Annotated in this window: 21 protein-coding genes and 1 riboswitch; of the genes, 10 read left to right on the forward strand and 11 right to left on the reverse strand. The window is 66.4% G+C overall.

Features of this window, described 5'->3' with window-relative positions; translation table 11 throughout:
* Positions 1 to 6: 6 nt before the first annotated feature.
* The gene (locus QHC78_RS15385) at positions 7 to 1,920 is read right to left on the reverse strand and encodes a lytic transglycosylase domain-containing protein (RefSeq protein WP_319746047.1); all 1,914 of its coding nucleotides are present in this window, start codon (positions 1,918 to 1,920) and stop codon (positions 7 to 9) included.
* 52 nt (positions 1,921 to 1,972) lie between these two features.
* On the opposite strand from QHC78_RS15385, the gene QHC78_RS15390 reads away from it, so the two are divergent.
* Complete coding sequence (locus QHC78_RS15390) at positions 1,973 to 2,629, forward strand: 5-formyltetrahydrofolate cyclo-ligase (RefSeq protein WP_319746049.1); 657 nt, start codon at positions 1,973 to 1,975, stop codon at positions 2,627 to 2,629.
* A gap of 4 nt (positions 2,630 to 2,633) precedes the next feature.
* Here QHC78_RS15390 and metF read toward each other — a convergent pair whose 3' ends face one another.
* From metF to QHC78_RS15430, 8 genes are all read right to left on the reverse strand, one after another.
* Positions 2,634 to 3,500, reverse strand: a complete 867-nt coding sequence (gene metF / locus QHC78_RS15395; RefSeq protein ID WP_319746051.1) for a methylenetetrahydrofolate reductase [NAD(P)H] — start codon at positions 3,498 to 3,500, stop codon at positions 2,634 to 2,636.
* Positions 3,501 to 3,529: 29 nt separating this feature from the next.
* The gene (locus QHC78_RS15400; protein ID WP_319746053.1) at positions 3,530 to 3,868 is read right to left on the reverse strand and encodes a phage holin family protein; all 339 of its coding nucleotides are present in this window, start codon (positions 3,866 to 3,868) and stop codon (positions 3,530 to 3,532) included.
* A 66-nt stretch (positions 3,869 to 3,934) separates the two neighbouring features.
* The gene (gene ahcY, locus QHC78_RS15405) at positions 3,935 to 5,353 is read right to left on the reverse strand and encodes an adenosylhomocysteinase (protein ID WP_319746055.1); all 1,419 of its coding nucleotides are present in this window, start codon (positions 5,351 to 5,353) and stop codon (positions 3,935 to 3,937) included.
* A 79-nt stretch (positions 5,354 to 5,432) separates the two neighbouring features.
* Positions 5,433 to 5,542, reverse strand: a riboswitch (S-adenosyl-L-homocysteine riboswitch).
* 68 nt (positions 5,543 to 5,610) lie between these two features.
* Complete coding sequence (locus QHC78_RS15410; RefSeq protein ID WP_319746056.1) at positions 5,611 to 6,669, reverse strand: glycosyltransferase family 4 protein; 1,059 nt, start codon at positions 6,667 to 6,669, stop codon at positions 5,611 to 5,613.
* A gap of 102 nt (positions 6,670 to 6,771) precedes the next feature.
* Positions 6,772 to 6,987 (reverse strand): DUF1289 domain-containing protein, encoded by a 216-nt coding sequence (locus QHC78_RS15415; protein WP_319746058.1) that lies wholly within the window; start codon positions 6,985 to 6,987, stop codon positions 6,772 to 6,774.
* Between the two features lie 72 nt (positions 6,988 to 7,059).
* Positions 7,060 to 7,872 (reverse strand): amidohydrolase family protein, encoded by an 813-nt coding sequence (locus QHC78_RS15420; protein WP_319746060.1) that lies wholly within the window; start codon positions 7,870 to 7,872, stop codon positions 7,060 to 7,062.
* A gap of 9 nt (positions 7,873 to 7,881) precedes the next feature.
* The gene (locus QHC78_RS15425) at positions 7,882 to 8,883 is read right to left on the reverse strand and encodes a Bug family tripartite tricarboxylate transporter substrate binding protein (RefSeq protein ID WP_319746062.1); all 1,002 of its coding nucleotides are present in this window, start codon (positions 8,881 to 8,883) and stop codon (positions 7,882 to 7,884) included.
* 113 nt (positions 8,884 to 8,996) lie between these two features.
* Positions 8,997 to 9,911, reverse strand: a complete 915-nt coding sequence (locus QHC78_RS15430; protein WP_319746064.1) for a LysR family transcriptional regulator — start codon at positions 9,909 to 9,911, stop codon at positions 8,997 to 8,999.
* A 166-nt stretch (positions 9,912 to 10,077) separates the two neighbouring features.
* Between QHC78_RS15430 and QHC78_RS15435 the strand changes: the two genes are divergently transcribed.
* The 4 genes from QHC78_RS15435 to QHC78_RS15450 all read left to right on the forward strand — a co-directional run bounded on the left by QHC78_RS15435 (position 10,078) and on the right by QHC78_RS15450 (position 14,328).
* A complete protein-coding gene (locus tag QHC78_RS15435; RefSeq protein ID WP_319746066.1) occupies positions 10,078 to 11,067 on the forward strand; it encodes a tripartite tricarboxylate transporter substrate binding protein in 990 nt (329 codons plus the stop codon).
* Positions 11,068 to 11,078: 11 nt separating this feature from the next.
* The gene (locus tag QHC78_RS15440) at positions 11,079 to 11,981 is read left to right on the forward strand and encodes an amidohydrolase family protein (RefSeq protein WP_319746067.1); all 903 of its coding nucleotides are present in this window, start codon (positions 11,079 to 11,081) and stop codon (positions 11,979 to 11,981) included.
* Positions 11,982 to 12,268: 287 nt separating this feature from the next.
* A complete protein-coding gene (locus QHC78_RS15445) occupies positions 12,269 to 13,246 on the forward strand; it encodes a Bug family tripartite tricarboxylate transporter substrate binding protein (protein ID WP_319746069.1) in 978 nt (325 codons plus the stop codon).
* Between the two features lie 89 nt (positions 13,247 to 13,335).
* Positions 13,336 to 14,328 carry a substrate-binding domain-containing protein gene (locus QHC78_RS15450; protein ID WP_319746072.1) on the forward strand — a complete coding sequence of 331 codons (993 nt, stop codon included), beginning with the start codon at positions 13,336 to 13,338 and terminating at the stop codon, positions 14,326 to 14,328.
* Between the two features lie 107 nt (positions 14,329 to 14,435).
* Here QHC78_RS15450 and metK read toward each other — a convergent pair whose 3' ends face one another.
* Positions 14,436 to 15,590 (reverse strand): methionine adenosyltransferase, encoded by a 1,155-nt coding sequence (gene metK / locus QHC78_RS15455; RefSeq protein WP_319746074.1) that lies wholly within the window; start codon positions 15,588 to 15,590, stop codon positions 14,436 to 14,438.
* A 263-nt stretch (positions 15,591 to 15,853) separates the two neighbouring features.
* On the opposite strand from metK, the gene QHC78_RS15460 reads away from it, so the two are divergent.
* The 4 genes from QHC78_RS15460 to QHC78_RS15475 all read left to right on the forward strand — a co-directional run bounded on the left by QHC78_RS15460 (position 15,854) and on the right by QHC78_RS15475 (position 18,806).
* The gene (locus QHC78_RS15460; RefSeq protein ID WP_319746075.1) at positions 15,854 to 16,699 is read left to right on the forward strand and encodes a lysophospholipid acyltransferase family protein; all 846 of its coding nucleotides are present in this window, start codon (positions 15,854 to 15,856) and stop codon (positions 16,697 to 16,699) included.
* A gap of 117 nt (positions 16,700 to 16,816) precedes the next feature.
* On the forward strand, positions 16,817 to 18,019 hold the full coding sequence (locus tag QHC78_RS15465) for a CaiB/BaiF CoA transferase family protein (RefSeq protein WP_319746077.1): 1,203 nt from the start codon (positions 16,817 to 16,819) through the stop codon (positions 18,017 to 18,019).
* Positions 18,016 to 18,465: a hypothetical protein gene (locus QHC78_RS15470; protein ID WP_319746079.1), complete on the forward strand. Its 450-nt coding sequence runs from the start codon at positions 18,016 to 18,018 to the stop codon at positions 18,463 to 18,465. Before QHC78_RS15465 ends, QHC78_RS15470 begins: the two co-directional genes overlap by 4 nt.
* Positions 18,466 to 18,473: 8 nt before the next feature.
* Positions 18,474 to 18,806: a MaoC family dehydratase gene (locus QHC78_RS15475; protein WP_319746081.1), complete on the forward strand. Its 333-nt coding sequence runs from the start codon at positions 18,474 to 18,476 to the stop codon at positions 18,804 to 18,806.
* A 38-nt stretch (positions 18,807 to 18,844) separates the two neighbouring features.
* On the opposite strand, the gene gcvA is transcribed toward QHC78_RS15475, so the two are convergent.
* The gene (gene gcvA / locus QHC78_RS15480; RefSeq protein ID WP_319746084.1) at positions 18,845 to 19,813 is read right to left on the reverse strand and encodes a transcriptional regulator GcvA; all 969 of its coding nucleotides are present in this window, start codon (positions 19,811 to 19,813) and stop codon (positions 18,845 to 18,847) included.
* A gap of 146 nt (positions 19,814 to 19,959) precedes the next feature.
* Between gcvA and QHC78_RS15485 the strand changes: the two genes are divergently transcribed.
* Positions 19,960 to 20,946, forward strand: coding sequence for a Bug family tripartite tricarboxylate transporter substrate binding protein (locus QHC78_RS15485; protein WP_319746086.1), 987 nt, complete (start codon positions 19,960 to 19,962; stop codon positions 20,944 to 20,946).
* The last annotated feature ends 41 nt before the right edge of the window (positions 20,947 to 20,987 follow it).

Below are 20,987 nucleotides of genomic sequence, written 5' to 3' on the forward strand. Positions count from 1 at the left end.
ACTTCCTCAGGGAATGGCGGTGGTCTCCACCGCCTGCGGGACGACCGTTCCCAGCCTGGCCTTGAGCGACTGCGGCTGGCCTGTGAACAAGGCCGCGTAGTACGTGGCGTTGGACAGGACCTTCTGGACGTAATCGCGGGTTTCCGTAAAAGGAATGGTTTCGGCGAAGATGGCGCCTTCTATGGGGCCGGCCAGCGTCGAACGCCACGCGTGGGGCCGCCGGGGGCCGGCGTTGTAGCCCGCCGACGCCAGCAGCGGCGAGCCGCCCAGGTCGTCCAGCACGATACGCAGGTAGCTCGTGCCCAGGGTCAGGTTGGTGTCCATGTCGTTGACCCGGTGCTGGGCATAATCGCTCATCCCGATGCGGCGCGCCACCCACTTGGCTGTGGCTGGCATCAGCTGCATCAGTCCCGACGCCCCGGCGCTGGAGCGGGCATCCATGACGAAGCGGGATTCCTGGCGGATCAGGCCGTAGACCCAGGTCGGATCCACGCCGATTTCCCGCGCCTTGTCCACCAGCTGGTCGCGGAAGGGGGACAGAAAGCGCAGATTGAAGTCGTGCTGTTCACGCGTGCGCTCGGCCGTATTGACGGCGCGGTCGTACAGGTTCTCGCGGTGCGCGAGCTGGGCGGCTGCCAGCAACTGCCGGTCGCTCATCCCACGCAGCGCGTAGTTCCATTCGCGCACGCCCTCCGTGCGCCAACCCAGGCGGAAAAGCGCGATGGCGCGTTGCAGCCCCGGGTTGTATTGCGCCTGGGCCAGCTCCTCGGGCGTAACCGGGGCGCTCGAGGTGGGAATGGTGGTCGCGATGCCTAGTTCCTCGGCCGCCAGCTGGCCGTAGAAATTGAACTGGCTGGCGATGCTGCGGAAGCCTTCCTGCCCGGCTTGCTCCGCGCCCAGGGCCACCAGGCCGCGCGAATGCCAATAGACCCAAGCGGGTTCGCTGCGCATGGATGGCGGCATCTGTTCGATGTAGCGGTTCAGCGTGCGCCAATCGACGGGCTGCTGGCGCAACACCATGCGCGCCCGCCAAGCCTGGTTGTATTCGGTGAGCCGGCCGCCTTCGCCCGCGCGATACCAGGCCGCGGCAATGGGATCGAGCTTGAACGCGGCCTGCAGGGCGAACTGGTTGCGTACCCAGCCGGCGTCGGCCGCGGGTAATTGCCGCGCCCAGTTGCGTTCGAAATAGTCGTAGCCGACCTGCATGTCGTTGCGCGCCAGCCGGGTCAACGCGACCACGACCAGCTCGCGCTCGGCCCGGTCGCGCGGCACGCCGTTCTGCCTGGCGAGCCACACCATGGGCTGGTTGAGCACACGGTTGAGCGTCTTGAGCTGGTCGGTGTCGAATACGTAACGCGCCATGCGCTGCGCATTGGCGAGCGAGTTGGTTTCCAGCAGGTCGCGCATTTGCGCGGCAAACATCTCCCACGGCATGACGCCGTCGGCCTGGAGGCGGTCATACAGCGCCCAGCAGCTTTCGCCGGGCGAGAACTTGCCGATGGCCTGCTGTGGCGTGACCCGTTCGCCTCGTGCGTGCATGGCCAGCAGCACGGCGCAATCGACCTGCGGGGTATTGACGGTGGTATCGGCCAGCGTCCGCACGGTGGCATAGTCGGCTTGCTTGGCGGCGGCCAGCAGCCATTCGCCGCGCAGCCGTTCAGCCAGGTAGGTGCCGCGGTGCGTGCTGACGAACTCGTTCAATTCGGCTTCGGGCAGCGGCTTGTCGGGGTCGTTCAGCTGCCGCCGCAGCCACCAGTAGTGGGGGTAGGCCGCCAGCACATGGCTCTGGACGCGGGGGAGCAGGGAACGGACGATGTCCCAGTTTCCGGTCTGCGCTGCCGTGCGGGCCGCTACCAGCGCTTCGTCGGAGGCGGGCGCAGAAACCTGCGCGCACGCCGGGCCGATGGCGGCGCTTGCCATGACGGCAGCAAATGCTGTAATGCGGAGTCGATCGAGGAGAGCTGAATAGGCCATGGCAGCAAGAATAGCATCGGGTAAACCCAGAGAACCCAAAGAAGGCGGCGCCCCCACCGCGGCGGCCTTGCGCCCGCAATTGCGCGCCGTGCGTGCCGCCATGCCGGCCGCCGCGCGTGCCGCCGCCGACGTCCGTATCGCCGATCTGCTGGAAAGCAGAATACACGAGTCGCTTGCCGGCGGCCGTTGGGGAAATCGGCGGGTCGTGCTGGCGGCCTTCTGGCCCATCGGGGACGAACCGGACCTGCGGCCGGCATTGGCGCGGTGGTCGGGGGACGCGCGGCTGGAGCTTGCCTTGCCCGTCGTCTCGACCGTCGCCGCACCGCTGGAGTTCCGGCTCTGGACGCCGGCCACGGACATGGCGCCCGGCGCCTACCGGATACCCGAACCGCAGGATGCGCCGCCGCGGACGCCCGACATCGTCCTGGTGCCTACCCTGGGCTTCACTGTCGATGGCGACCGCATCGGCTACGGCGGCGGCTATTACGACCGCACGCTGGCCGCCTTGCGCGCCACCGGCCGGCCGCTCCTGGCCCTGGGCGTGTCCTATGCCTGCGGGCAACTGCCGCCCGACGTGCACGTCCCGGAACCGCACGACATGCGGTTGGACGCCATCGTGACCGACGCGGGAGTCGTGGCGCCTTCTTCCCGCTGAGGGCTCAGCACTCCAGTTCTTTCCAGATGGCCTGTGTCGCCTCGGCCTGGTTCATGGTGTAGAAATGCAGGCCGGGCGCTCCGCCATCCAGCAGCGTCTGGCACAACGCTGCCACGACATCGTGCCCGAACGCCCGGATAGAGGCCTTGTCGTCCCCGTAGGAGGCCAGGCGCAACCGTATCCAGCGGGGGATTTCCGCGCCGCACATATCGGAAAACCGGGCCAGTTGCGTGTAATTGGTGATAGGCATGATGCCCGGCACGATGGGGGCCGTCACGCCCTTGGCCACGGCACGGTCCACGAAGTCGAAATACGCATCGGCGTTGAAGAAATACTGCGTGATCGCGCTATTGGCGCCGGCCCGCATTTTCTCCACGAAATGGTTCAGGTCCGCTTCGGGGTCATGGGCCTGCGGATGCATTTCGGGATAGGCCGCTACTTCGATGTGGAACCAGTCGCCGGTCTCTTCGCGAACGAACCGGACGAGATCGCGCGCATAGCGCAGTTCGCCCATATCGCCCATGCCGGAGGGCATGTCGCCCCGCAATGCGACCAGCCGGCGTATGCCGGCCTGGCGGTAGGCCTGGAGGATGTCGCGCAGGCTTTCGGAGGTCGAGCCAATGCACGACAGATGCGGCGCCGCTTCATAGCCCAGCTTCTGCAGCAGCGATACCGCCAGCATGGTGCCATCGCGGGTAGAGCCGCCGGCACCGAAGGTGACGCTGGCGAAGTGGGGGTGCAGACCGTGCAATTGCTTGGCGGTGCGCACCAGCTTTTCCTGCGCCGCGATATCGCGCGGCGGGAAGAACTCCACGCTGAAGACGGGGGCGGATTCGGCGGGCGCCGGGACGAGGGGAGCAGACAAACTCACTTGGGGGCCACCTTAGGGGTGTGGGCGGGTCAGTTCGGCACGAGGGCCGACAGCAGACCCGAAATCAGACTGTAGAGCAGCGCCCCGATGACCGCCCACCAGAAACCGTTGACCTGGAATCCCTTCAGGATGGAGCCCGCGAACCAGAACAGCAGCGCGTTCAGCACAATCAGGAACAGTCCGAGCGTGACCACGGTAATCGGCAGCGTCAGCAGCACCAGGACCGGCTTGACCAAGGAGTTCAGCAGGCCGAGCACCAGCGCCGCGATCAGCGCCGAGCCGAAGCTCGCTACCGTGATGCCGGGCAGCAGATATGCCACCACGAGAAGCGCCACGGCGTTGAGCAACCAGACGAGTAACAGGGTCATCGCGAACTCCTTGACAGGATGGGGGTGAAGGCCCGGGCGGAACCGCCCGGGCACGGGGCGGGACGATTAGTAGCGGTAATGCTCGGGCTTGTAGGGCCCTTCGACCGGAACGTTGATGTAGGCAGCCTGGTCGGCACGCAGCTCGGTGAGCTCGGCGCCCAGCTTCTTCAGGTGCAGGCGCGCCACTTTTTCGTCGAGATGCTTGGGCAGCACGTAGACCTGTCCCTTGGTGTACTTGTCGTTGTGGCACCAGAGCTCGATCTGCGCGATGGTCTGGTTGGCGAACGAGGACGACATCACGAACGACGGGTGGCCGGTCGCGCAGCCCAGGTTCACCAGCCGGCCCTGCGCCAGCAGGATGATCCGCTTGCCCGAGGGCAGGATGATGTGGTCGACCTGGGGCTTGATCTCTTCCCACTGGTACTGGCGCAGCGAAGCGACGTCGATTTCGTTGTCGAAGTGGCCGATGTTGCAGACGATGGCTTCATCCTTCATGGCCACCAGGTGATCGTGGGTGATCACATGGTAGTTGCCGGTGGCGGTGACGAAGATGTCGGCCTTGTCGGCCGCATAGTCCATGGTCACGACCTTGTAGCCTTCCATGGCGGCCTGCAGCGCGCAGATGGGGTCGATTTCCGTCACCCACACCTGCGCCCTCAGCGCGGAGAGCGCCTGGGCGCAGCCCTTGCCGACGTCGCCGTAGCCGCACACGACGGCGATCTTGCCGGCAACCATCACGTCGGTGGCGCGCTTGATGCCATCCACCAGCGATTCGCGGCAGCCGTACAGGTTGTCGAACTTGGACTTGGTGACCGAGTCGTTGACGTTGATGGCGGCAAAGGCCAACTCGCCCTTCTTGGACATCTGGTAGAGGCGGTGCACGCCGGTCGTGGTTTCCTCGGTCACGCCCCTGATCTGGGCGAGACGGGTCGAATACCACTTGGGATCGCGCTTGAGCGTGGCCCGGATCGAATCGAACAGCGCGACTTCCTCTTCGCTGCCGGGGTTGGCCAGCACGGAGGCGTCCTGTTCGGCCTTGGTGCCCAGGTGCAACAGCAGCGTCGCGTCGCCGCCGTCGTCCAGGATCATGTTGGCGTAGCCGCCGGCCGGCCAGTCGAAGATGCGGTGGGTGTATTCCCAGTAGTCGGCCAGCGATTCGCCCTTGATGGCGAATACCGGCGTGCCCGAGGCAGCGATGGCGGCGGCGGCGTGGTCCTGGGTCGAGTAGATGTTGCACGAGGCCCAGCGGACATCGGCGCCGAGCGCCTTGAGCGTCTCGATCAGCACCGCGGTCTGGATGGTCATGTGCAGGCTGCCGGCGATGCGGGCGCCCTTCAAGGGCTGGGAGGCGGCGAATTCCTCGCGGATCGCCATCAGGCCGGGCATTTCGGTTTCGGCGATGCTGATCTCGCGGCGGCCCCAGTCGGCCAGCGCGATGTCGGCGATGCGGTAGTCGGTGGTCTGGGCGTTCGGTACAGCGTTCATGGGGACTCCAAAGTGCTTGCCCTGTGACGCCGCGGCGTGAGCCCGGAGGGCTCGCCGCGTGGCCTGCAAGGGGCAGGATGTGGGGCGAGCGCCGTTGTCGCGGACCGGCCCGCCGAGGTTCGCGGCCGATCTGTTACCTGAGCCTGGCAGCCGGGCATGACGCCGGCTGTCGCAACGCTCCTCAGGTCGTCGCATTGTAGCCGTTCCAGGCCGCGCTCCCAAGCCGTGGAGGCTCTGGCCGGGGGCATGCCGATGTTTCAGATGCCGGGCTGGGGCACGTCGCGCGGATACCAGTCCAGGTCGGCCTTCTGCCGGCGCGGATCGGCCGGCACCTGCAGGTCCAGCAGCCGGTACGCGATGGCCGCCCAGCCGTGCTCGAGCGCGGACTCGCGGATATCGACGCGCGACAGTTCCAGGGCCTTCAGGCAGGCTACCCGCAGGTCATCGTGCAGGATACCGGTGCGGCCGTCGCTCACCACCGCCAGCGGTGCCTCGCTGCGATAGGCGGCCACGGGCGTCCCGCAGGCGATGGCCTCGAGCATCACCAGTCCGAATGTGTCCGTCAGGCTGGGAAAGACGAACACGTCGGCGCCGGCGTAGTAGCGGGCCAGTTCGTCGTGCGGCTTCATGCCGAGGAACACGGCGTCGGGAAACTTGCGGCGCAGCCGGGCCTCGTCCGGGCCGCCGCCCACCACGACCTTGGTGCCGGGCAGGTCCAGCGACAGAAAGGCGTCCAGGTTCTTTTCCCTGGCCAGGCGCCCGATGCTCAGGAAAACCGGGCGCGGATAAGGCAGCGGTTCGCCGGCGTCGGGCCGGAAGCGCTCGGTGTCCACGCCGCGCGACCAGATGTGCAGGTTGCGCAGTCCCCGCGCCGCCAAGGTGTCGCGCACGGTTGGGGTCGGCACCAGCACCCGCTGCGAAGGCCGATGGAACCAGCGCATGAAGCGCCAGGTCCAGCTGGCGGGGATGCCAAGCCGGGCCTGCAGGTAGTCGGGGAACATCGTATGGAACGAGGTGGTGTAGCGCCATCCCCGCTGCCGCGCCAGCCGGCGCGCCGCCAGGCCCAGCGGCCCTTCGGTGGCGATATGGAGGGTGTCCGGCTCCCGTCCGGCCAGCGTGCGCAGCAGGTGGCGCCGCGGCTCTACGCACAGGCGCACGTCGGGCTCGGTGGGTGTGGGAATGGTGCGGCTGCCGGCGGGACTGACCACGATGAGCTCGTGGCCCCATGCGGTCAGCATTTTCTGCATATACGTCCAGGTATGGACGACGCCGTTGATCTGGGGATGCCAGGCATCCGTGACGAGGACGATGCGCATGGGCCTTGCGGGTCGGTGCGATGGCGCTATTTAGCCCGGCGCAGATGACAAGCTGAAGACTGTCATGACGGGCCCGGCCGCCCGTTACGCCCCCGGTGCCGGTCAGCCTTTGCGGCGCGGATACCCCTGGGCGCGGATGCGCTGCCATACCGCCTGTTTTTCTTCGTCGCTCATGGACACCCAGTTGGCTACCTCCATCGCGGTGCGCCCGCAGCCCCGACAGATGTCGTCGAACAGCGTTGAGCACACGGCTACGCAGGGAGAATCGGCGGCCGAGGCGGGGCGGAGCGGATGAGCGTCGGAAAGCTTGGCGGTCATAGGGCGCCAGTGTAGCGCCAACCTTCGGGCCTTCGGCCAGGCCCGTGCCGGGGCGGCACCCCGGCACGCCGGTCACGAGAAATAGAAAGACAGCGCGTTGGCGCCGAACACCCGGCGGCGTGCCGCAGCATCTTCGATGGTGTCTTCCAGCCAGGCGATCGCGGCGGCGTAGGTCATGGTCGACTCGGCGCCGACGAAGGGGCAATCGCTGGCCCACATCAGGCGGTCGTATCCCGCTTCCTTGCAGAGTGCCCGCGCACAGTCGCGGGCATTCGCGCCGAGCCGGTACGCGCCTGAAAGCTTGACCCACGTGCGGCCTTTCTCGATGGAGCGCAGCATGGCGCGGAAGCCGTCGCTGTCGACGCCGGCCACCGGATCGGGACGCCCGATGTGGTCGATCACGATCTTCACGCCGGAGCGCTCCAGCGTGGGCAGGACCTCGGGCAGGCGCGGCCCCTCGATATGCAGGTGGACGTGCCAGTCCAGGTCGGCCAGGCGGCGCAGGAATTTGCGGTAATCCCAGGACTCCAGGTCGGGCAGGCGGTCCAGGCTGATGAAGGGCAGCCTCACGCCCCGGATGCCGGCGGCATGCATGTGGTCGAGCACCAGCCGTTCTATGGACGGGTCGGCAATGATGGTGCCCCGCAGGCGCGGCGACTTCCCCAGGGACTCGATGACGTAGTCGTTGTAGTCGCCCCAGGGACTGGCGGCCGCGATGACTGCGTAGTGCACCCCATGCCGGTCCATGGTGCCGAGCAGCTGCTCGACCGTGAAGCTGTAGTCCGGACGGTGGCGCGGGTTCGCGACCAGCGGCATGTCCTGCTTGAAAACGTGAACGTGGGTATCGACCAGCACGGTATCGGCCGGGGCGGAGGCAAGGGTCACGGGAGGCTCCTAGTTCTGTTGCATGGGGATGCCCGCTTTGCGGATCACGTCGGCCCATTTATCGATGTCTCGCTTGAACACTGCCGCAAGTTCGCCGGTGGTACTGCCCTGGGCCTGGGTCCCGAGCTCTTGCAGGCGCCGGCGTATGGCCGGTTCGCGCAGCACCTCGTTCACGGCCGCGTTCAGCCGGGCGATGCGGGCGGGCGGCGTGCCGGCGGGCGCGAACAGCGCATTCCAGCCGGTCACCTCGTAGTCCGGTACGCCGCTTTCCGCGACCGTCGGCACGTCGGGCAGCCAGCTCGAGCGGCTCTTTCCGGTGGCTGCGATCGGGGTTGCCTGTCCCGCCGTGATGGCGCCCTTGAGGGCGGCATAGGATTCGAACATGACGTCGACATCGCCGCGCAGCAGGGCCGTCAGCACTTCCGGCGTACTCTTGAACGGGACGATCATGGCGTTGGTGCCGGCCATGGATTTGAACAGCTCCGCCGACAGGTTCTGCGTGCTGCCCGGATTGATGGTGCCCAGCACCAACTGGCGGCGCTTGCCTTCGGCCAGCAGGGCAGGCAGGGACTGCAGCGGCCCCTTGGCGCGGGTCAGCAGCACCAGGTCGAAATAGGCCACGGTGGAAATGGGCGCAAAGTCCGCCTCCGGGTCGTAAGGCAGTTTGAACAGCGTCTTGCTGATGGCTGTTCCGTTGGCGAAAACGGCCAGCGTGTATCCGTCGCGCGGCGCCGCGAGCACGGCGTTGGCCGCCACTACGCCTCCCGCGCCGGGCTTGTTCTCGACGACGACCTGCTGGCCCAGGCGCTCGGCCAGGCGCTGCGTGACCAGCCGCAGCGAAATATCGGCCAATCCTCCCACCCCGAACGGCACCACCACCCGGATGGGCTGCTCGGGATATTTATCGTCCTGGGCTTGGAGCGGGGCGGCCACGAACGCCAGGACTGCGGCGCATGCCGGCATGGCCAGCCCGGCGCGGATGGAACGTGGCTGTGTGGCGCTCGGCTTCATGGCTGTCTCCTCGTGGCGCGGCCGGGACCGCTGCCGGGTGCGCGGGGAGGCCGTCGATGTGGCGCCAGTCTAGGCAGCCGGCGTCAGGGCGGCAAATGAATTGTTTGGTCGATTTATTCGCCTTGTTCATCGATGACCGCCAACTGCTGGCGGATCTGATCGGTCAGGATGTCCCGCATCGCCTGCGCGGCGGGCGCCGGTGCCGTGTCGCGGCGGCTTACGATGGCCAGATGCCGGGTGACGCGCGGCCCGCGCAAGGGGCGCATGACCAGCCCATGGGCATGGAGGGCGCAGAGTGCCGGCACCACGGTCAATCCCAGGCCGTTGGCTACCAGGTCCAGCGCGATCGAGGTGCGTTGCGCCTCGTACGTCCAGCGGAACTGCAGGCGGCGCTCGCCCAGCGCATCGTCGATCGTGGCGGCGTTGCCGGCGGGCAGGCTGATGCGGATCAAGGCTTCGTTCCGCAATTGCTCCCATTCCAGCCGCTTGTGCCGGGCGAGCCGGTGCCGCGCCGGGCATACCAGCACGAAGGGCTCTTCGGCGAAGACTTGCATGTCGAGCCCGAACCGGTTGGAGCTTGCCAGCGAAACGCCGAAGGCCGCGGTGCCGTTGTTGACGTGCTCGGCGATTTCGCCGATGGAATCGTCCAGCACGCGCACCGCCATGTCGGGATACTGCGCAGCAAAGTGCCGCAGCGCCGGCGACAGCTGCGTGGCGGCCAGGGTCGGCAGGCAGCCGAACACCAGCCACCGCGGCGCGGCCTGGGCATGCTGGCGCACGGTGTCGTACGACAACTCCAGTTCTTGCATGGCCTTGCGCACGCGCGGCAGCAGCGCACGCCCCGCGTCGGTCAGGGTGATCGTGCGCGTGGTGCGAGTCAGCAGCTTCATGCCGAGGCTGTCTTCCAGCTTGCGCAGCCGGTGGCTGATTGCCGTCTGCGACAGGTTCAGATGCGCTGCGGCGGGCAGAAAGCCGCCCTGCTCGACGATGCTCAGGAATGCCTGCATGCCGAGAAAGTCGATTTGCATGAATGTCCCTCCACCAGAAGCGGTCAGCCCGACATGATCGGCACCCGCCGGCGGACATGCAAGGTATTCATGAAAGGGTGCAAAACAATCATTTGAGCCCGATGCCGGCAAGCCCCTAAGCTCTTCGTCCCACGCTTTTCCTGCTTGCGTGGAGGGGACACATACCATGCTGTTCGAATTTGCCGTCCGGAGACCGCGCTGGCGCGTCGTTCCGGCGCTGGCGGCAGGTTTGCTGCTGGCGGCGTCGGCCGCCGCCGCCGGCTATCCGGCCAAGCCCATCACGTTGGTGGTGCCGTTTCCCGCGGGCGGGTCGGTCGACGCCGTGGCGCGCATGCTGGGCGCGCAGCTTGGCAAGCGGCTCCAGGCGCAGGTGGTGGTCGAAAACGTTCCGGGCGCCGGCGGCGTCATCTCCACGCAGCGGGTTGCACGGGCGGCGCCGGATGGCCACACCTTGCTCTTCGCTACGCCCAACCACACCATCAATCCGGCCATCGTCAAGAACCTGAGCTTCGATACCGAAAAGGATTTCGCGCCCATCGGCCTGGTGGCGCAGGTCCCCGAGCTGCTGGTCGCAAGCGGCGGCCAGCCGTTCGACGATTTCCCGGGGTTCGTGGATTACGCGCGCCGGCATCCCGGCAAGCTCACGTATGGTTCGGCGGGCAACGGTACGCTACCCCACGTGACCATGGAATTGTTGCTGCTGAAACTGGGGCTCGATGTGGTCCACGTCCCGTACAAGGGCGCGGCGCCCGCGCTCAACGACCTGCTGGGCGGCCAGATTGCGCTCAAGATGGACACCATCACCACCTCCCAGCCGCACTTTGCCGGCGGCCGGATCAAGCCGCTGGCCGTGGCCAGCCTGAAGCGCTCGCCGTTGTTGCCCAATGTGCCGACGATCGCCGAGTCGGGCCTGCCCGGCTATGAGGGCATCCTGTGGCTCGGCGTGCTGGCCCCGGCGGGTACGCCTGCCGCGGTGATCGATACCTTGCATCGTGCCGTCGAGGAGACGGGGCGCGATCCGGCATGGGTACGTCAATTGGAGGCAGCCGGCGTGGAACCCCGCACCACTTCGCCGCAAGCCTTCGGCACCATGATCGCGGCCGAGATCGCCCAATGGAAAGACGTGGTGCGGCGCGCGCGCATCACCGCCAACTGAAAGAACGACCTATGCCCGACTCCCGCTTGCCCCCGCTGACGCCGCCCCCCGACCCTCACCCCCGCCGTCCCAGGCTGGCGGCGCCGCCCGGCGCCATCGACTGCCACGTCCATTTGTTCGGGCCGGTCAGCCGTTATCCCTTTCATCCGGGCAGCAAGTACCGTTCGGCCGATGCCCTGCCCGAAACCAATATCGCGTTGCAGGACACGCTGGGCCTGGCCGGTGCGGTGGTGGTCAGCGGCGCCGGCTACGGCCCGAATACCGATCACCTGGCCGAGGTCCTGCAACGGTTTCCCACGCGCTTTCGCGGCGTGGCCTTGCTGCCGGACGATGTCAAGCGCGAACACGTGGCCAGGCTCGACGCGTTGGGCGTGCGCGGCGCACGCTTTGTCAGCGCCGGCCATGCCGGCGCGCTGCCGCGGCTTTCGCCTCGCGTCGCCGGCTTGATCGCGGAGTTCGGCTGGCACGTGCAGTTCTATCCCCACGGCACCGATCTCTTGGACCATGCGGATGCGCTGATCGCCTTGCCCAATCGCATCGTGCTGGACCATTTCGCCTGCATTCCCGCCAGCGGAGGCGTGGAGCAGCCGGCCTTCCAGCGCCTGCTCGCCTTGCTCGATACCGGCCGGGTATGGGTCAAGATGTCGGGGCCCATGCGTTGCACGGCCGAAAACTATCCCTATGCCTCGGTGACGCCCGTGGCGCGCGCGCTGGTGCGGCATGCGCCGGAACGCCTGTTGTGGGGCAGCGACTGGCCGCACACCAACATGCAGGGCAGGCAGATGCCGAACGACGGCGACCTGTTCGACCTGCTGGAAACCTGGTGCGACGATGCTGCGGTGCGCCAACAAATATTGGTGAACAATCCGCGCGAAATCTATGGCATATTCCGCAACGACACAGAACCGGCCTAGTTTTCGGCCTCGGAAATAAGCCAGCACCAAAGGCGTTTCCAGGGCAGGCCACTAGCAGCCGGTGTCCGGCGTTGCCGGAAGCGCTCGTGGAAGACCTGGCCTGCCAATTGCTTCACAACAGGCTGCAGTATTGGTTTCTGCACGGCATTCCCGCCCGCTGGGTGTTGGAATGCAGGTCTGCCCTGGTCTGGTGATAGTTACGCGCCAGCATAGGGCGGTTTTTTTGACTCGTTCTGTCTAAAAAAAGAGACGACGGGATTCATCAACGTTCGCGTTTAGAGGTCACCATGAGCCGTTCCCTCCGATTCTTTTGTCTGGCGCTCGCCGCATTGCTGTCGCCCGGCCTCGCCCATGCTCAGAGCTATCCCAACCGCCCCGTGAAAGTCGTCGTGACCTTCACGCCCGGCGGTGCGGCCGATGTCACGGCGCGCATCTTCTCCGAAAAACTGGCCGAGCTGTGGAAGCAAGCCGTGGTGGTCGAGAACCGTCCCGGTGCGGGCGGCTCGATCGGCGCCGAAGCGGTGCTGCGCTCGCCGGCCGATGGCTACACGCTGCTGCTTGCGACCAATACGCACATCATCAACCAGGTGGTGTATCCCAACCTCTCGTTCAACTTCACCAAGGACTTCGCGCCTCTGGGGCTGGTGACTTCGTCGCCCATGATGCTGGTCACCAATCCCGCATTGCCGGTGAAGAACATGAAGGAATTCACCGAGCTCCTGAAAGCGAACCCGGGCAAGTACGAGATCGCCAGCTGCAACGTGGCCAGCCCTCACCACTTCGGCCTAGAAATGTATAAGCATGCGATGGGCATCGAGGCGTTGCATGTTCCTTATCGCGGCTGCACGCCCGCGGTGGCCGACGTACTGGCCGGCCACGTCCATGCCGCGGCGGTATCCGCTCCGGCCGCCATCGCCTTCACCAAGAACGGCCGCTTGAACGCGCTGGGCCTGTTCTCGAGCGAACCCGGTGATTCGGCACCGGGCGTGCCCACGATCCGCCAATCGGGCATTCCGGAGCTGAAGGACTTTGCTCTGGACAACTACTACGGCTTCATGGCGCCTCCGGCAACGCCGGCCGCGGTACTGAAGAAGATCGAGGCCGACGTGCGCCAGGTCGCCATGATGCCGGACGTGCGCAAAAGGCTGAACGAGGCCGGCCTGGACATGCTGGTGATGAACTCGACCGACATGATGAAGCTGGTCCGCGCCGACTACGAGAAGTACGCCAAGGTCGCCAAGGAAGCCGGTATCCAGGCGGAGTAAGGCCTGCGGCCATTGCCGCCCGTATTGCCGTCCCCGGGCCGTCGCGGCCTCGGGACGGTCTGTTTTCTTTACCCCTTCAAGGACGCACGATGTCTAAACTGCAACTCAGTCTCGGTTGCTGCGACTACGATCGGACCCGGGCCCTGTTCGATGGCCGGGTCGCCATCGAAGGATGCGACGTGGTTCCGCTCGCCCTTCACCCCGAGGAAATCTTCCACCGCGCCTTCAACGGGCACGAGTTCGATGTTTGCGAGCTCTCGCTGAGCAGCCACACGGTGATGACGGCCCGGGGCCAGACCGATTACGTGGCGATCCCGGCTTTCGTATCCCGCGTTTTCCGCCATTCCGGCATCTATATCCGCACCGACCGCGGCATCGACCGGCCCGAAGCGCTTCGGGGGAAAAAAATAGGCGTCCCTGAATACCAGATTACCGCCAATGTATGGATACGCGGCATGCTGCAGGACGACTATGGCGTCAAGGTCAACGAAGTCCATTGGCGGCGCGGCGGCGTCGAGCAGCCGGGACGCGAAGAGCGCGCCCCGCTTCAGCTGCCGCCCGACATCGACCTGCAGCAGATTCCCAATACGGAGACGCTCTCGAGCCTGCTCGAGTCGGGCGAGCTGGACGCGGTATTCAGCGCCAAGGCGCCGTCGTGCTTCACCCGCGGTGCTCCGAACGTCGGCCTGCTGTTTCCCAAGTTCAAGGATGTCGAGCGTAGCTACTTCGAACGCACGCGCATCTTTCCCATCATGCACGTCGTGGGCATTCGCCGTTCCCTGGTCGAAAAGCATCCGTGGCTGCCTGTCAGCGTCTTCAAGGCATTCGTCGAAGCCAAGCGCCTGGCCATGGAAGAACTCGCGCAGATCGGCCACCTGTATGCGTCGCTGCCCTGGGGCGTGGCCGAATACCATGAGTCGCGGGCATTGATGGGGGACGATTTCTGGAGCTATGGCCTGGATGCCAACCGGCACGTGCTGGAGACTTTCACCCGTTACCACCACGAGCAGGGCTTGTCGCCGCGCCAGGTCGCGCCGGAGGAGCTCTTCCACCCCACCGTACTGAACCTCTCCAAGAACTGAAAAAGCGCGTGGCGGCCGGGCCGGGCCAGGAAGGGGCGGGGAAGGCCAGGCCAGTCCCGCCGCACCGCTCCGGGCCCGGCATTCGGAGCTCGCGCCGGCGCGCAGGCTTACCTCTTCAGCGCCGCCGCCTTGTCCGTCGCTTCCCAGGTGAACTCGGGCTCGGACCGGCCAAAATGGCCGTAGGCGGCCGATTTCTGGTAGATCGGACGCAGCAGGTCCAGCATGTTGACGATGCCCTTGGGCCGCAGGTCGAAATGCTCACGCACCAGTTTGGCGATCTGGTCGTCGGGGATGACGCCGGTACCGAAGGTATGGACCGTGATGTTGATCGGCTCGGCCACGCCGATGGCGTAGCTGACCTGGATCTGCGCGCGCGTGGCCAGGCCGGCGGCAACGATGTTCTTGGCGACGTAGCGGGCGGCGTAGGCGGCCGACCGGTCCACCTTGGACGGGTCCTTGCCCGAGAACGCGCCGCCGCCGTGCGGGCAGGCGCCGCCATAGGTGTCGACGATGATCTTGCGGCCGGTCAGGCCGCAGTCGCCCTGCGGCCCGCCGATGACGAAGCGGCCGGTGGGGTTGACCAGGTAGCGGGTCTTGTCGGTGATGAAATCGTCAGGGAAGGTCTTCTTGATGATTTCCTCGATGACCGCCTCGCGGATCGTTTCCTGGCTGACCTCGGGCGAATGCTGGGTCGAGAGCACCACGGTGTCGACCTCGACCGGCTTGCCGTCCACGTAGCGGAACGTGACCTGCGACTTGGCGTCGGGGCGCAGCCACGGCAGGCGGCCGTCCTTGCGCAGTTCGCTCTGGCGCTGGACCAGCCGGTGCGAATACCAGATCGGGGCGGGCATCAGATCCGGCGTTTCGTCGCATGCATAGCCGAACATCAGGCCCTGGTCGCCGGCGCCCTGGTTCAGGTAATCGTCCGACGCGCGGTCCACGCCCTGGGCAATGTCGGGCGACTGCTTGTCGTAGGCGACCAGCACCGCGCAGCCCTTGTAGTCGATGCCGTAGTCGGTGTTGTCGTAACCGATGCGCTTGATGGTATCGCGGGCCACCTGGATGTAATCCACGTTGGCGCGGGTGGTGATTTCTCCGGCCAGCACGACCAGGCCGGTATTGCACAGCGTTTCGGCCGCCACGCGCGAGGTCGGGTCCTGCGCCAGGATGGCGTCCAGGATGGCGTCGGAAATCTGGTCGGCGACTTTGTCGGGGTGTCCTTCGGAGACGGATTCCGAAGTGAAGAGATAGGAATTGGCCACTCGATAGTCCTTTAAAAGCTGACCGGCAGGCACGCCGGCTATCGGTTCCGCGGCGTGTTGCACGTAGGGGTCATGGACCTGTTTCGAGCAGCGACGCTTTAGCGGCATTTATGCGGGCACCGGAAGCCCGGCACCGCGATCGCCCCGCAAGTTGTCTGTTAACTCGGCGATCGAGGCTATTTTAGGGGAAAATCCCGAAGGGGTGGGGGCCGTGGAGTCAGCGCGGCGGTCCGCGGTGTGTCTTTTGGGGTCTGAATCGTTCGATGCTTCTCGCTTTTTATCGTCTGCTTGCGCGGCTGCCCTTGGGCTGGCTGCATCGATTGGGGCGCTGGCTGGGCCTGCTGGTGTATCGCTGCTCGCGGGAGTACGCCGACAGGCTGCGCGCCAATGCGGCGCTCGCGGGATACCAAGGCGAGGCGTTCGCGAAGCGGGCGGCCGCGGCCGCCGGCGAGGGGGCGCTGGAGATTCCGAGAGTATGGTTCAAGCCGGGCCAGGCGCTGGCCGAATGCCGTACCGATGACTGGGACGTCGTGCAGGGCGCGCTCGACGAGGGCAAGGGCATCCTGTTCCTGACGCCGCACCTGGGGTGCTTCGAAGTCGCGGCCCGCTACTACGCCTATCGCGGCGGACCCATCACGGTACTGTACCGGCCGCCGCGCAAGGCCTGGGTGTCGCAATTGGTCGAAGGCGGGCGGCGCGGGCCCAACCTGGATACCGCGCCGGCCAACCTGCAGGGCGTGCGACAACTGGTGCGGGCACTGCGCAAGGGCGAAGCGATAGGCATCCTGCCGGACCAGGTGCCGGGCAACGGCGAAGGGGTCTGGGCCCCGTTCTTCGGGCGGCCCGCATTCACCATGGTGCTGCCGGGGCGGCTGGCGCTCCAGACCGGCGCGGCGGTGATCCTGGCGGCCGGCGAACGGCTGCCCGATGCCCAGGGCTGGAAGATCCATTTCACGCGCCTGCCGGGGCCCGTGCCCGAGACGCCCGAAGCCCAGGCGGCCTGGGTCAGCGCCGGCATGGAAAAGATGATCCGCCGCTGCCCCGAGCAATACCTGTGGGGCTACAACCGGTACAAGGCCCCGCGCGGGGAAGCGCCGCCCAGCATGTGAGTTTCCCTCACAGCCCTCCTTCACTATTTCGATTGAGCGCACGTCTCCCGCTGCGCATGATTGCCCTGGCCGATACGCCCGCGTGCCGGCCAGCCATCATGCAAGCGCGAGGAGACCATGCTTTCATCGTTCACCGTACTGGACCTGACCTGGGTGCTGGGCGGACCCTTTGCCGGCCAGCTGCTGGCCCAGCTGGGCGCGGAGGTCGTCAAGATCGAGCCCTTGGAAGGAGACCTGGCGCGCCAGGTCTCGCGCCACGCGCTGGAGTTCGAGGGCGACCCGGGGTTCTTCCTTTCGGTCAATCGTGGCAAGGCGAGCCTGGCCCTGGACCTCAAGCATCCGCAGGGCCGCGATGTCTTCTACGACCTGGTCCGCCGCAGCCATGCCGTGCTGTATGGCTTCGCGCCGGACGTGCCCAAACGCCTGGGGCTCGACAAGGATTCGTTGCTGGCGGTCAATCCCCGGCTATGCATTGCGCAGTTGATCGGACTGCATGACGAGCCCCCCTTTGCCAATGCGCCCGCCTTCGACCTGATCGTGCAGGCGCTCAGCGGCCTGATGAGCATCACCGGCGAGCGTGGCGGCAAGCCCGTCCGAGCCGGCTACCAGGTCGCCGACCTGGCAGGGGGCCTGTATCTGGCCCTGGCCTGCGTAGGCGGCATGCTCAAGGCCTTGCGCGACGGGCGCGGCGAGCTGGTTCAGGTGTCGTTGCTCGACTGCCAGCTGGCCTTGCTGACCTGGCAGGCGCAGAACTACTTCCTGTCCGGCGAGGTGCCGGCCGCCAACGGCGCGCGCCATCCGGTCATCGCGCCCAGCGACATCTATCCCTGCCTGGACGGCCGCTATATCGCGGTATCGCCCACCGGCCAGCAGTTCTGGCGCACGTTCTGCCAGGCGATCGGACGCGAGGACCTCGCCGCCGATCCACGGTTCAAGGAAGCGAAGGATCGCATCGAGAACGTCGAGGCCCTGACCGGGATCCTGAACGAGGTGTTCTCTTCGCGGACTTCCGACCAATGGGGCGAGCACCTGTTCGCGGCCCGCGTGCCGGCGGCACCCGTCCATACGGTGGCGGACGCCGTCGAGCAGCCGCTGGCCCGGCTGCGCGCCATGGTCGAAGAGGTGCCGCACCCGCGCTCGGGCCGGTCGCTCAAATTCCTGGGGAACCCATTCAAGTATGAAGGCGCGCGGCCGCTGGCCTATCCGCCGGCACTCGGGGCCGACACCCGAGACCTGTTGCGCCGACTGTGCGGCTATGACGATGCCGTGATCGACAACCTGGCTCGACAACGTGTCATTTACGAAGGAGGACGAACATGACGCGACCCAGCGAAGTGAAACCGCGCGAAGGCGACCTGCCGGCGGCCTTGTACAAGGACTGGCAGGTGGGGGCGGAGTTTCCCGAGTTGCGCTTCACCATCACGCCCGACGTCATCGACGAATACATGTCGGTGGTGAGCGCGACGCCCGAAGCCTATGTGATCGACGGCCGGCGGGCGGCACCGCCCAATGTGGTGGCGGTCTACCTGATGGCGGTGATGTACCGCAAGTACCCGCCGCAGCAAGGCGGCATCATGATAGGCAACACCTTTACTTTCTATCATCCGATCTGGGCCGACGAAGACACCGAGGTGATCGGCACCGGCAAGCTGGAAGACAAATACGAGAAAAAGGGCAGGAAGTACATCTGCTATTCCGTGGAGTTCGCCCGCGCCGATGGCCAGAAGCTCACGCGCATTCTCCACACGTCCGCTTTTCCCGAATGAGGACCGCCATGGAAAGAGTCATCCCGCAGACCCAGGAAATGTTCGATGCCTACGGCCGCCTGAACGGCGACAACGATATTCTCCATTACGACGACGACTACGCCCGCAAGCGAGGATTCCGGGGCACGCTGGGCCACGGCCTGATGTACCTGGGCTACGTGGCCGACCTGGCCGCGCGCAAGTACGGCAAGGACTGGCACTACCGGGGCGAGATCTCGGTCAAGTTCATTGCTCCTGTCTGCCCGGGCGACGAGTTGAAGGTATCGCTGGACGACGCGGGCCAGGCGCAGTGCGAGTCGCAATTCGGCAAGACTTTGGTGGGCTACGCGCGCCTGGTCTGATGCCGGGCAGCGGCGGCGCGGGCAGGGGCGGCGGACGACTACGCAGGCAAGCGGGCTGCGTCTTGGGGCGATCCGCGTTGATCGGGCCGTACCGGGCCTAGCACCTCCGCACACAGGCGATCCGACTCCTCTCCCTGCTGGCGCAGCCACGCGGTGAAGTCTTCCAGCAAGGCATGGCGGCGGGTGTGGGGAGAAGCGATCAGGAAGTAGCTGGGGTCGTATACGCGCGGCGCACCGAGCGGGGCGGTCAGCCGCCCCGCTGCAATGTCGTCGATGGCCAGGGGCTCCGGCACCAGTGCGATGCCCAGGCCGTCGACGGCCGCCTGGTGTGCGAAGTACATCTCCTCGAACATCAGCGTGCCGGCCGGTACGACCGCTTCCAGGCCAGCCGCCGCGAACCACTGTTCCCAGGCCTGGGGATGAGTCGAGGCATTGATGAGCGTATGTTGTCTGAGGTCCGCGGGGCCGCGTACCGGTGCGCGTTCCAGGATCTCGGGGGCGCACACGGCAATGAGATTGGTGCGCAGGAATTCATGGCATTCATACCGGGACAGCGGCGCGCCAAGCCGGCGGATCACCGCATCGAGTTCCGGCAGCGCCATGGTTTCCACCGGCGCGATGCTGGTCGTCATGCGCAACTCCACCTCGGGATGCAGCCGCTGGAATCCCGAAAGCCGGGGGATGAGCCACTTCATGGTGAAAGTGGGCGGCGCATTGACGGCGAGCACCACCCGGCCGGCCTTGCGCGTGAGGGAGTAGGTGGACAGCGCGATACGGTCCAGCGCTGGCCCGACCTCGGCCAGCAGCGCGCGGCCTTCGTCGGTGAGCTGGATCTGGTGGTTCAGGCGGTGGAACAGCGGCAGGCCCAGGTGGCTTTCGAGCGCGGCGACCTGGCGGCTGACCGCGCCATGCGTGACGCAAAGTTCATTGGCAGCCTTGGTGAAGCTCAGATGCCGCGCCGCCGCTTCGAAGGCGCGGATGGCATTGAGGGGAGGAAGCCGTCGCATCGTATGAAGAAAACTCACACCCTCATGAGATTAAATGCATTGTGCGCGGGCCGCTTCTTTTACACATTAGGCCTTGCCGCGCATCTCGCCATGCCGGGTGCGCGGGGACCGACCGACTATAACAGCAACCACCGGAGACATCGATCATGAAGGGCTGCAATCCTCCTGCGCGGTATCTATTTCCGTTGGCGGCGTGTCTGGCGCTGGTCTCCCCCGGCGCCGCCCGTGCCGACTATCCCGACAAGCCGGTGCGCATCGTATGCGCCCATGCCCCCGGCGGAGCGGCCGACCAACTCTCGCGCATCGTGGCCGACAAGCTGGGCCAGGCGCTGCGCCAGACCGTCATCGTCGAAAACCGCCCCGGCGCCAGTACGATGCTGGCGGCCGAGTACGTCGCGCGAGCGCCGGGCGACGGCTATACGCTGCTCATGGCCACGGTTACGACCTTGTCGATCAACCCCTCGCTGTACGGGCACTTGCGGTATGACCCTGTCCAGGACTTCGCGCCGGTCACCGTGGTGGCCTCCACGCCCTTCTTCTTGGCGGTCAATGCAGCCGTTCCGGCCCGCACGGTGACCGAGCTGATCGATCTCGCCAAGCGGCAGCCGCGTACGCTGAATGTCGGTTCCTCGGGCAATGGCACGTCGTCCCATCTTGCCGCCGAGCTGTTCAACGACATGGCGGGCGTGCAGACCGTCCACGTGCCCTACAAGGCCACTGCCACGCGCAACAACGAGATGGCGGCAGGCGTCATCCAGATGACCTTCGGTAACGATGTGATGCCTGTCGTCAACGCCGGCAAGGCGCGCGTGCTGGGTGTGACCTCGCAGAAGCGCCTGAGCGGGTATCCGTCGATACCCACGGTGGCCGAATCGGGCGTGCCGGGCTTCGAGGCCAGCGTCTGGTATGGGCTGGTCGCGCCCCGCGGCACGCCGGAGGCGGCGATCGGGACGCTGCACGCGGCGCTTGCCAAGATACTGGCCGACCCCGACGTCAAGCGCCAGATCATGACGGCAGTCGGCGGGGAAACCGTCGCCAATACGCCGGAGGCGTTCGCGGCGCTTATCGCGGCCGATACGGCCAAGTGGGGGAAAGTGATCGCGCGGGCCGGTGTCAAGGCGCCGGCCGAGTAAGCCGCGCGCAGCGCCGGGGCGATTCGTCATGCCCGCCGGCT

The sequence above is a fragment of the Pigmentiphaga sp. genome (assembly GCF_033795525.1).
Taxonomy (GTDB): domain Bacteria; phylum Pseudomonadota; class Gammaproteobacteria; order Burkholderiales; family Burkholderiaceae_B; genus Pigmentiphaga.

Excerpts from the sequence above, each read along its gene's own strand:
- QHC78_RS15385 (WP_319746047.1), bottom strand. The coding sequence starts at position 1,920 with ATGGCAAGCGCCGCCATCGGCCCGGCGTGCGCGCAGGTTTCTGCGCCC.
- QHC78_RS15390 (WP_319746049.1), top strand. The coding sequence starts at position 1,973 with ATGGCAGCAAGAATAGCATCGGGTAAACCCAGAGAACCCAAAGAAGGC.
- QHC78_RS15400 (WP_319746053.1), bottom strand. The coding sequence starts at position 3,868 with ATGACCCTGTTACTCGTCTGGTTGCTCAACGCCGTGGCGCTTCTCGTG.
- ahcY (WP_319746055.1), bottom strand. The coding sequence starts at position 5,353 with ATGAACGCTGTACCGAACGCCCAGACCACCGACTACCGCATCGCCGAC.
- QHC78_RS15410 (WP_319746056.1), bottom strand. The coding sequence starts at position 6,669 with ATGCGCATCGTCCTCGTCACGGATGCCTGGCATCCCCAGATCAACGGC.
- QHC78_RS15415 (WP_319746058.1), bottom strand. The coding sequence starts at position 6,987 with ATGACCGCCAAGCTTTCCGACGCTCATCCGCTCCGCCCCGCCTCGGCC.
- QHC78_RS15425 (WP_319746062.1), bottom strand. The coding sequence starts at position 8,883 with ATGAAGCCGAGCGCCACACAGCCACGTTCCATCCGCGCCGGGCTGGCC.
- QHC78_RS15430 (WP_319746064.1), bottom strand. The coding sequence starts at position 9,911 with ATGCAAATCGACTTTCTCGGCATGCAGGCATTCCTGAGCATCGTCGAG.
- QHC78_RS15435 (WP_319746066.1), top strand. The coding sequence starts at position 10,078 with ATGCTGTTCGAATTTGCCGTCCGGAGACCGCGCTGGCGCGTCGTTCCG.
- QHC78_RS15440 (WP_319746067.1), top strand. The coding sequence starts at position 11,079 with ATGCCCGACTCCCGCTTGCCCCCGCTGACGCCGCCCCCCGACCCTCAC.
- QHC78_RS15445 (WP_319746069.1), top strand. The coding sequence starts at position 12,269 with ATGAGCCGTTCCCTCCGATTCTTTTGTCTGGCGCTCGCCGCATTGCTG.
- QHC78_RS15450 (WP_319746072.1), top strand. The coding sequence starts at position 13,336 with ATGTCTAAACTGCAACTCAGTCTCGGTTGCTGCGACTACGATCGGACC.
- QHC78_RS15460 (WP_319746075.1), top strand. The coding sequence starts at position 15,854 with ATGCTTCTCGCTTTTTATCGTCTGCTTGCGCGGCTGCCCTTGGGCTGG.
- QHC78_RS15465 (WP_319746077.1), top strand. The coding sequence starts at position 16,817 with ATGCTTTCATCGTTCACCGTACTGGACCTGACCTGGGTGCTGGGCGGA.
- QHC78_RS15470 (WP_319746079.1), top strand. The coding sequence starts at position 18,016 with ATGACGCGACCCAGCGAAGTGAAACCGCGCGAAGGCGACCTGCCGGCG.
- QHC78_RS15475 (WP_319746081.1), top strand. The coding sequence starts at position 18,474 with ATGGAAAGAGTCATCCCGCAGACCCAGGAAATGTTCGATGCCTACGGC.
- gcvA (WP_319746084.1), bottom strand. The coding sequence starts at position 19,813 with ATGCGACGGCTTCCTCCCCTCAATGCCATCCGCGCCTTCGAAGCGGCG.
- QHC78_RS15485 (WP_319746086.1), top strand. The coding sequence starts at position 19,960 with ATGAAGGGCTGCAATCCTCCTGCGCGGTATCTATTTCCGTTGGCGGCG.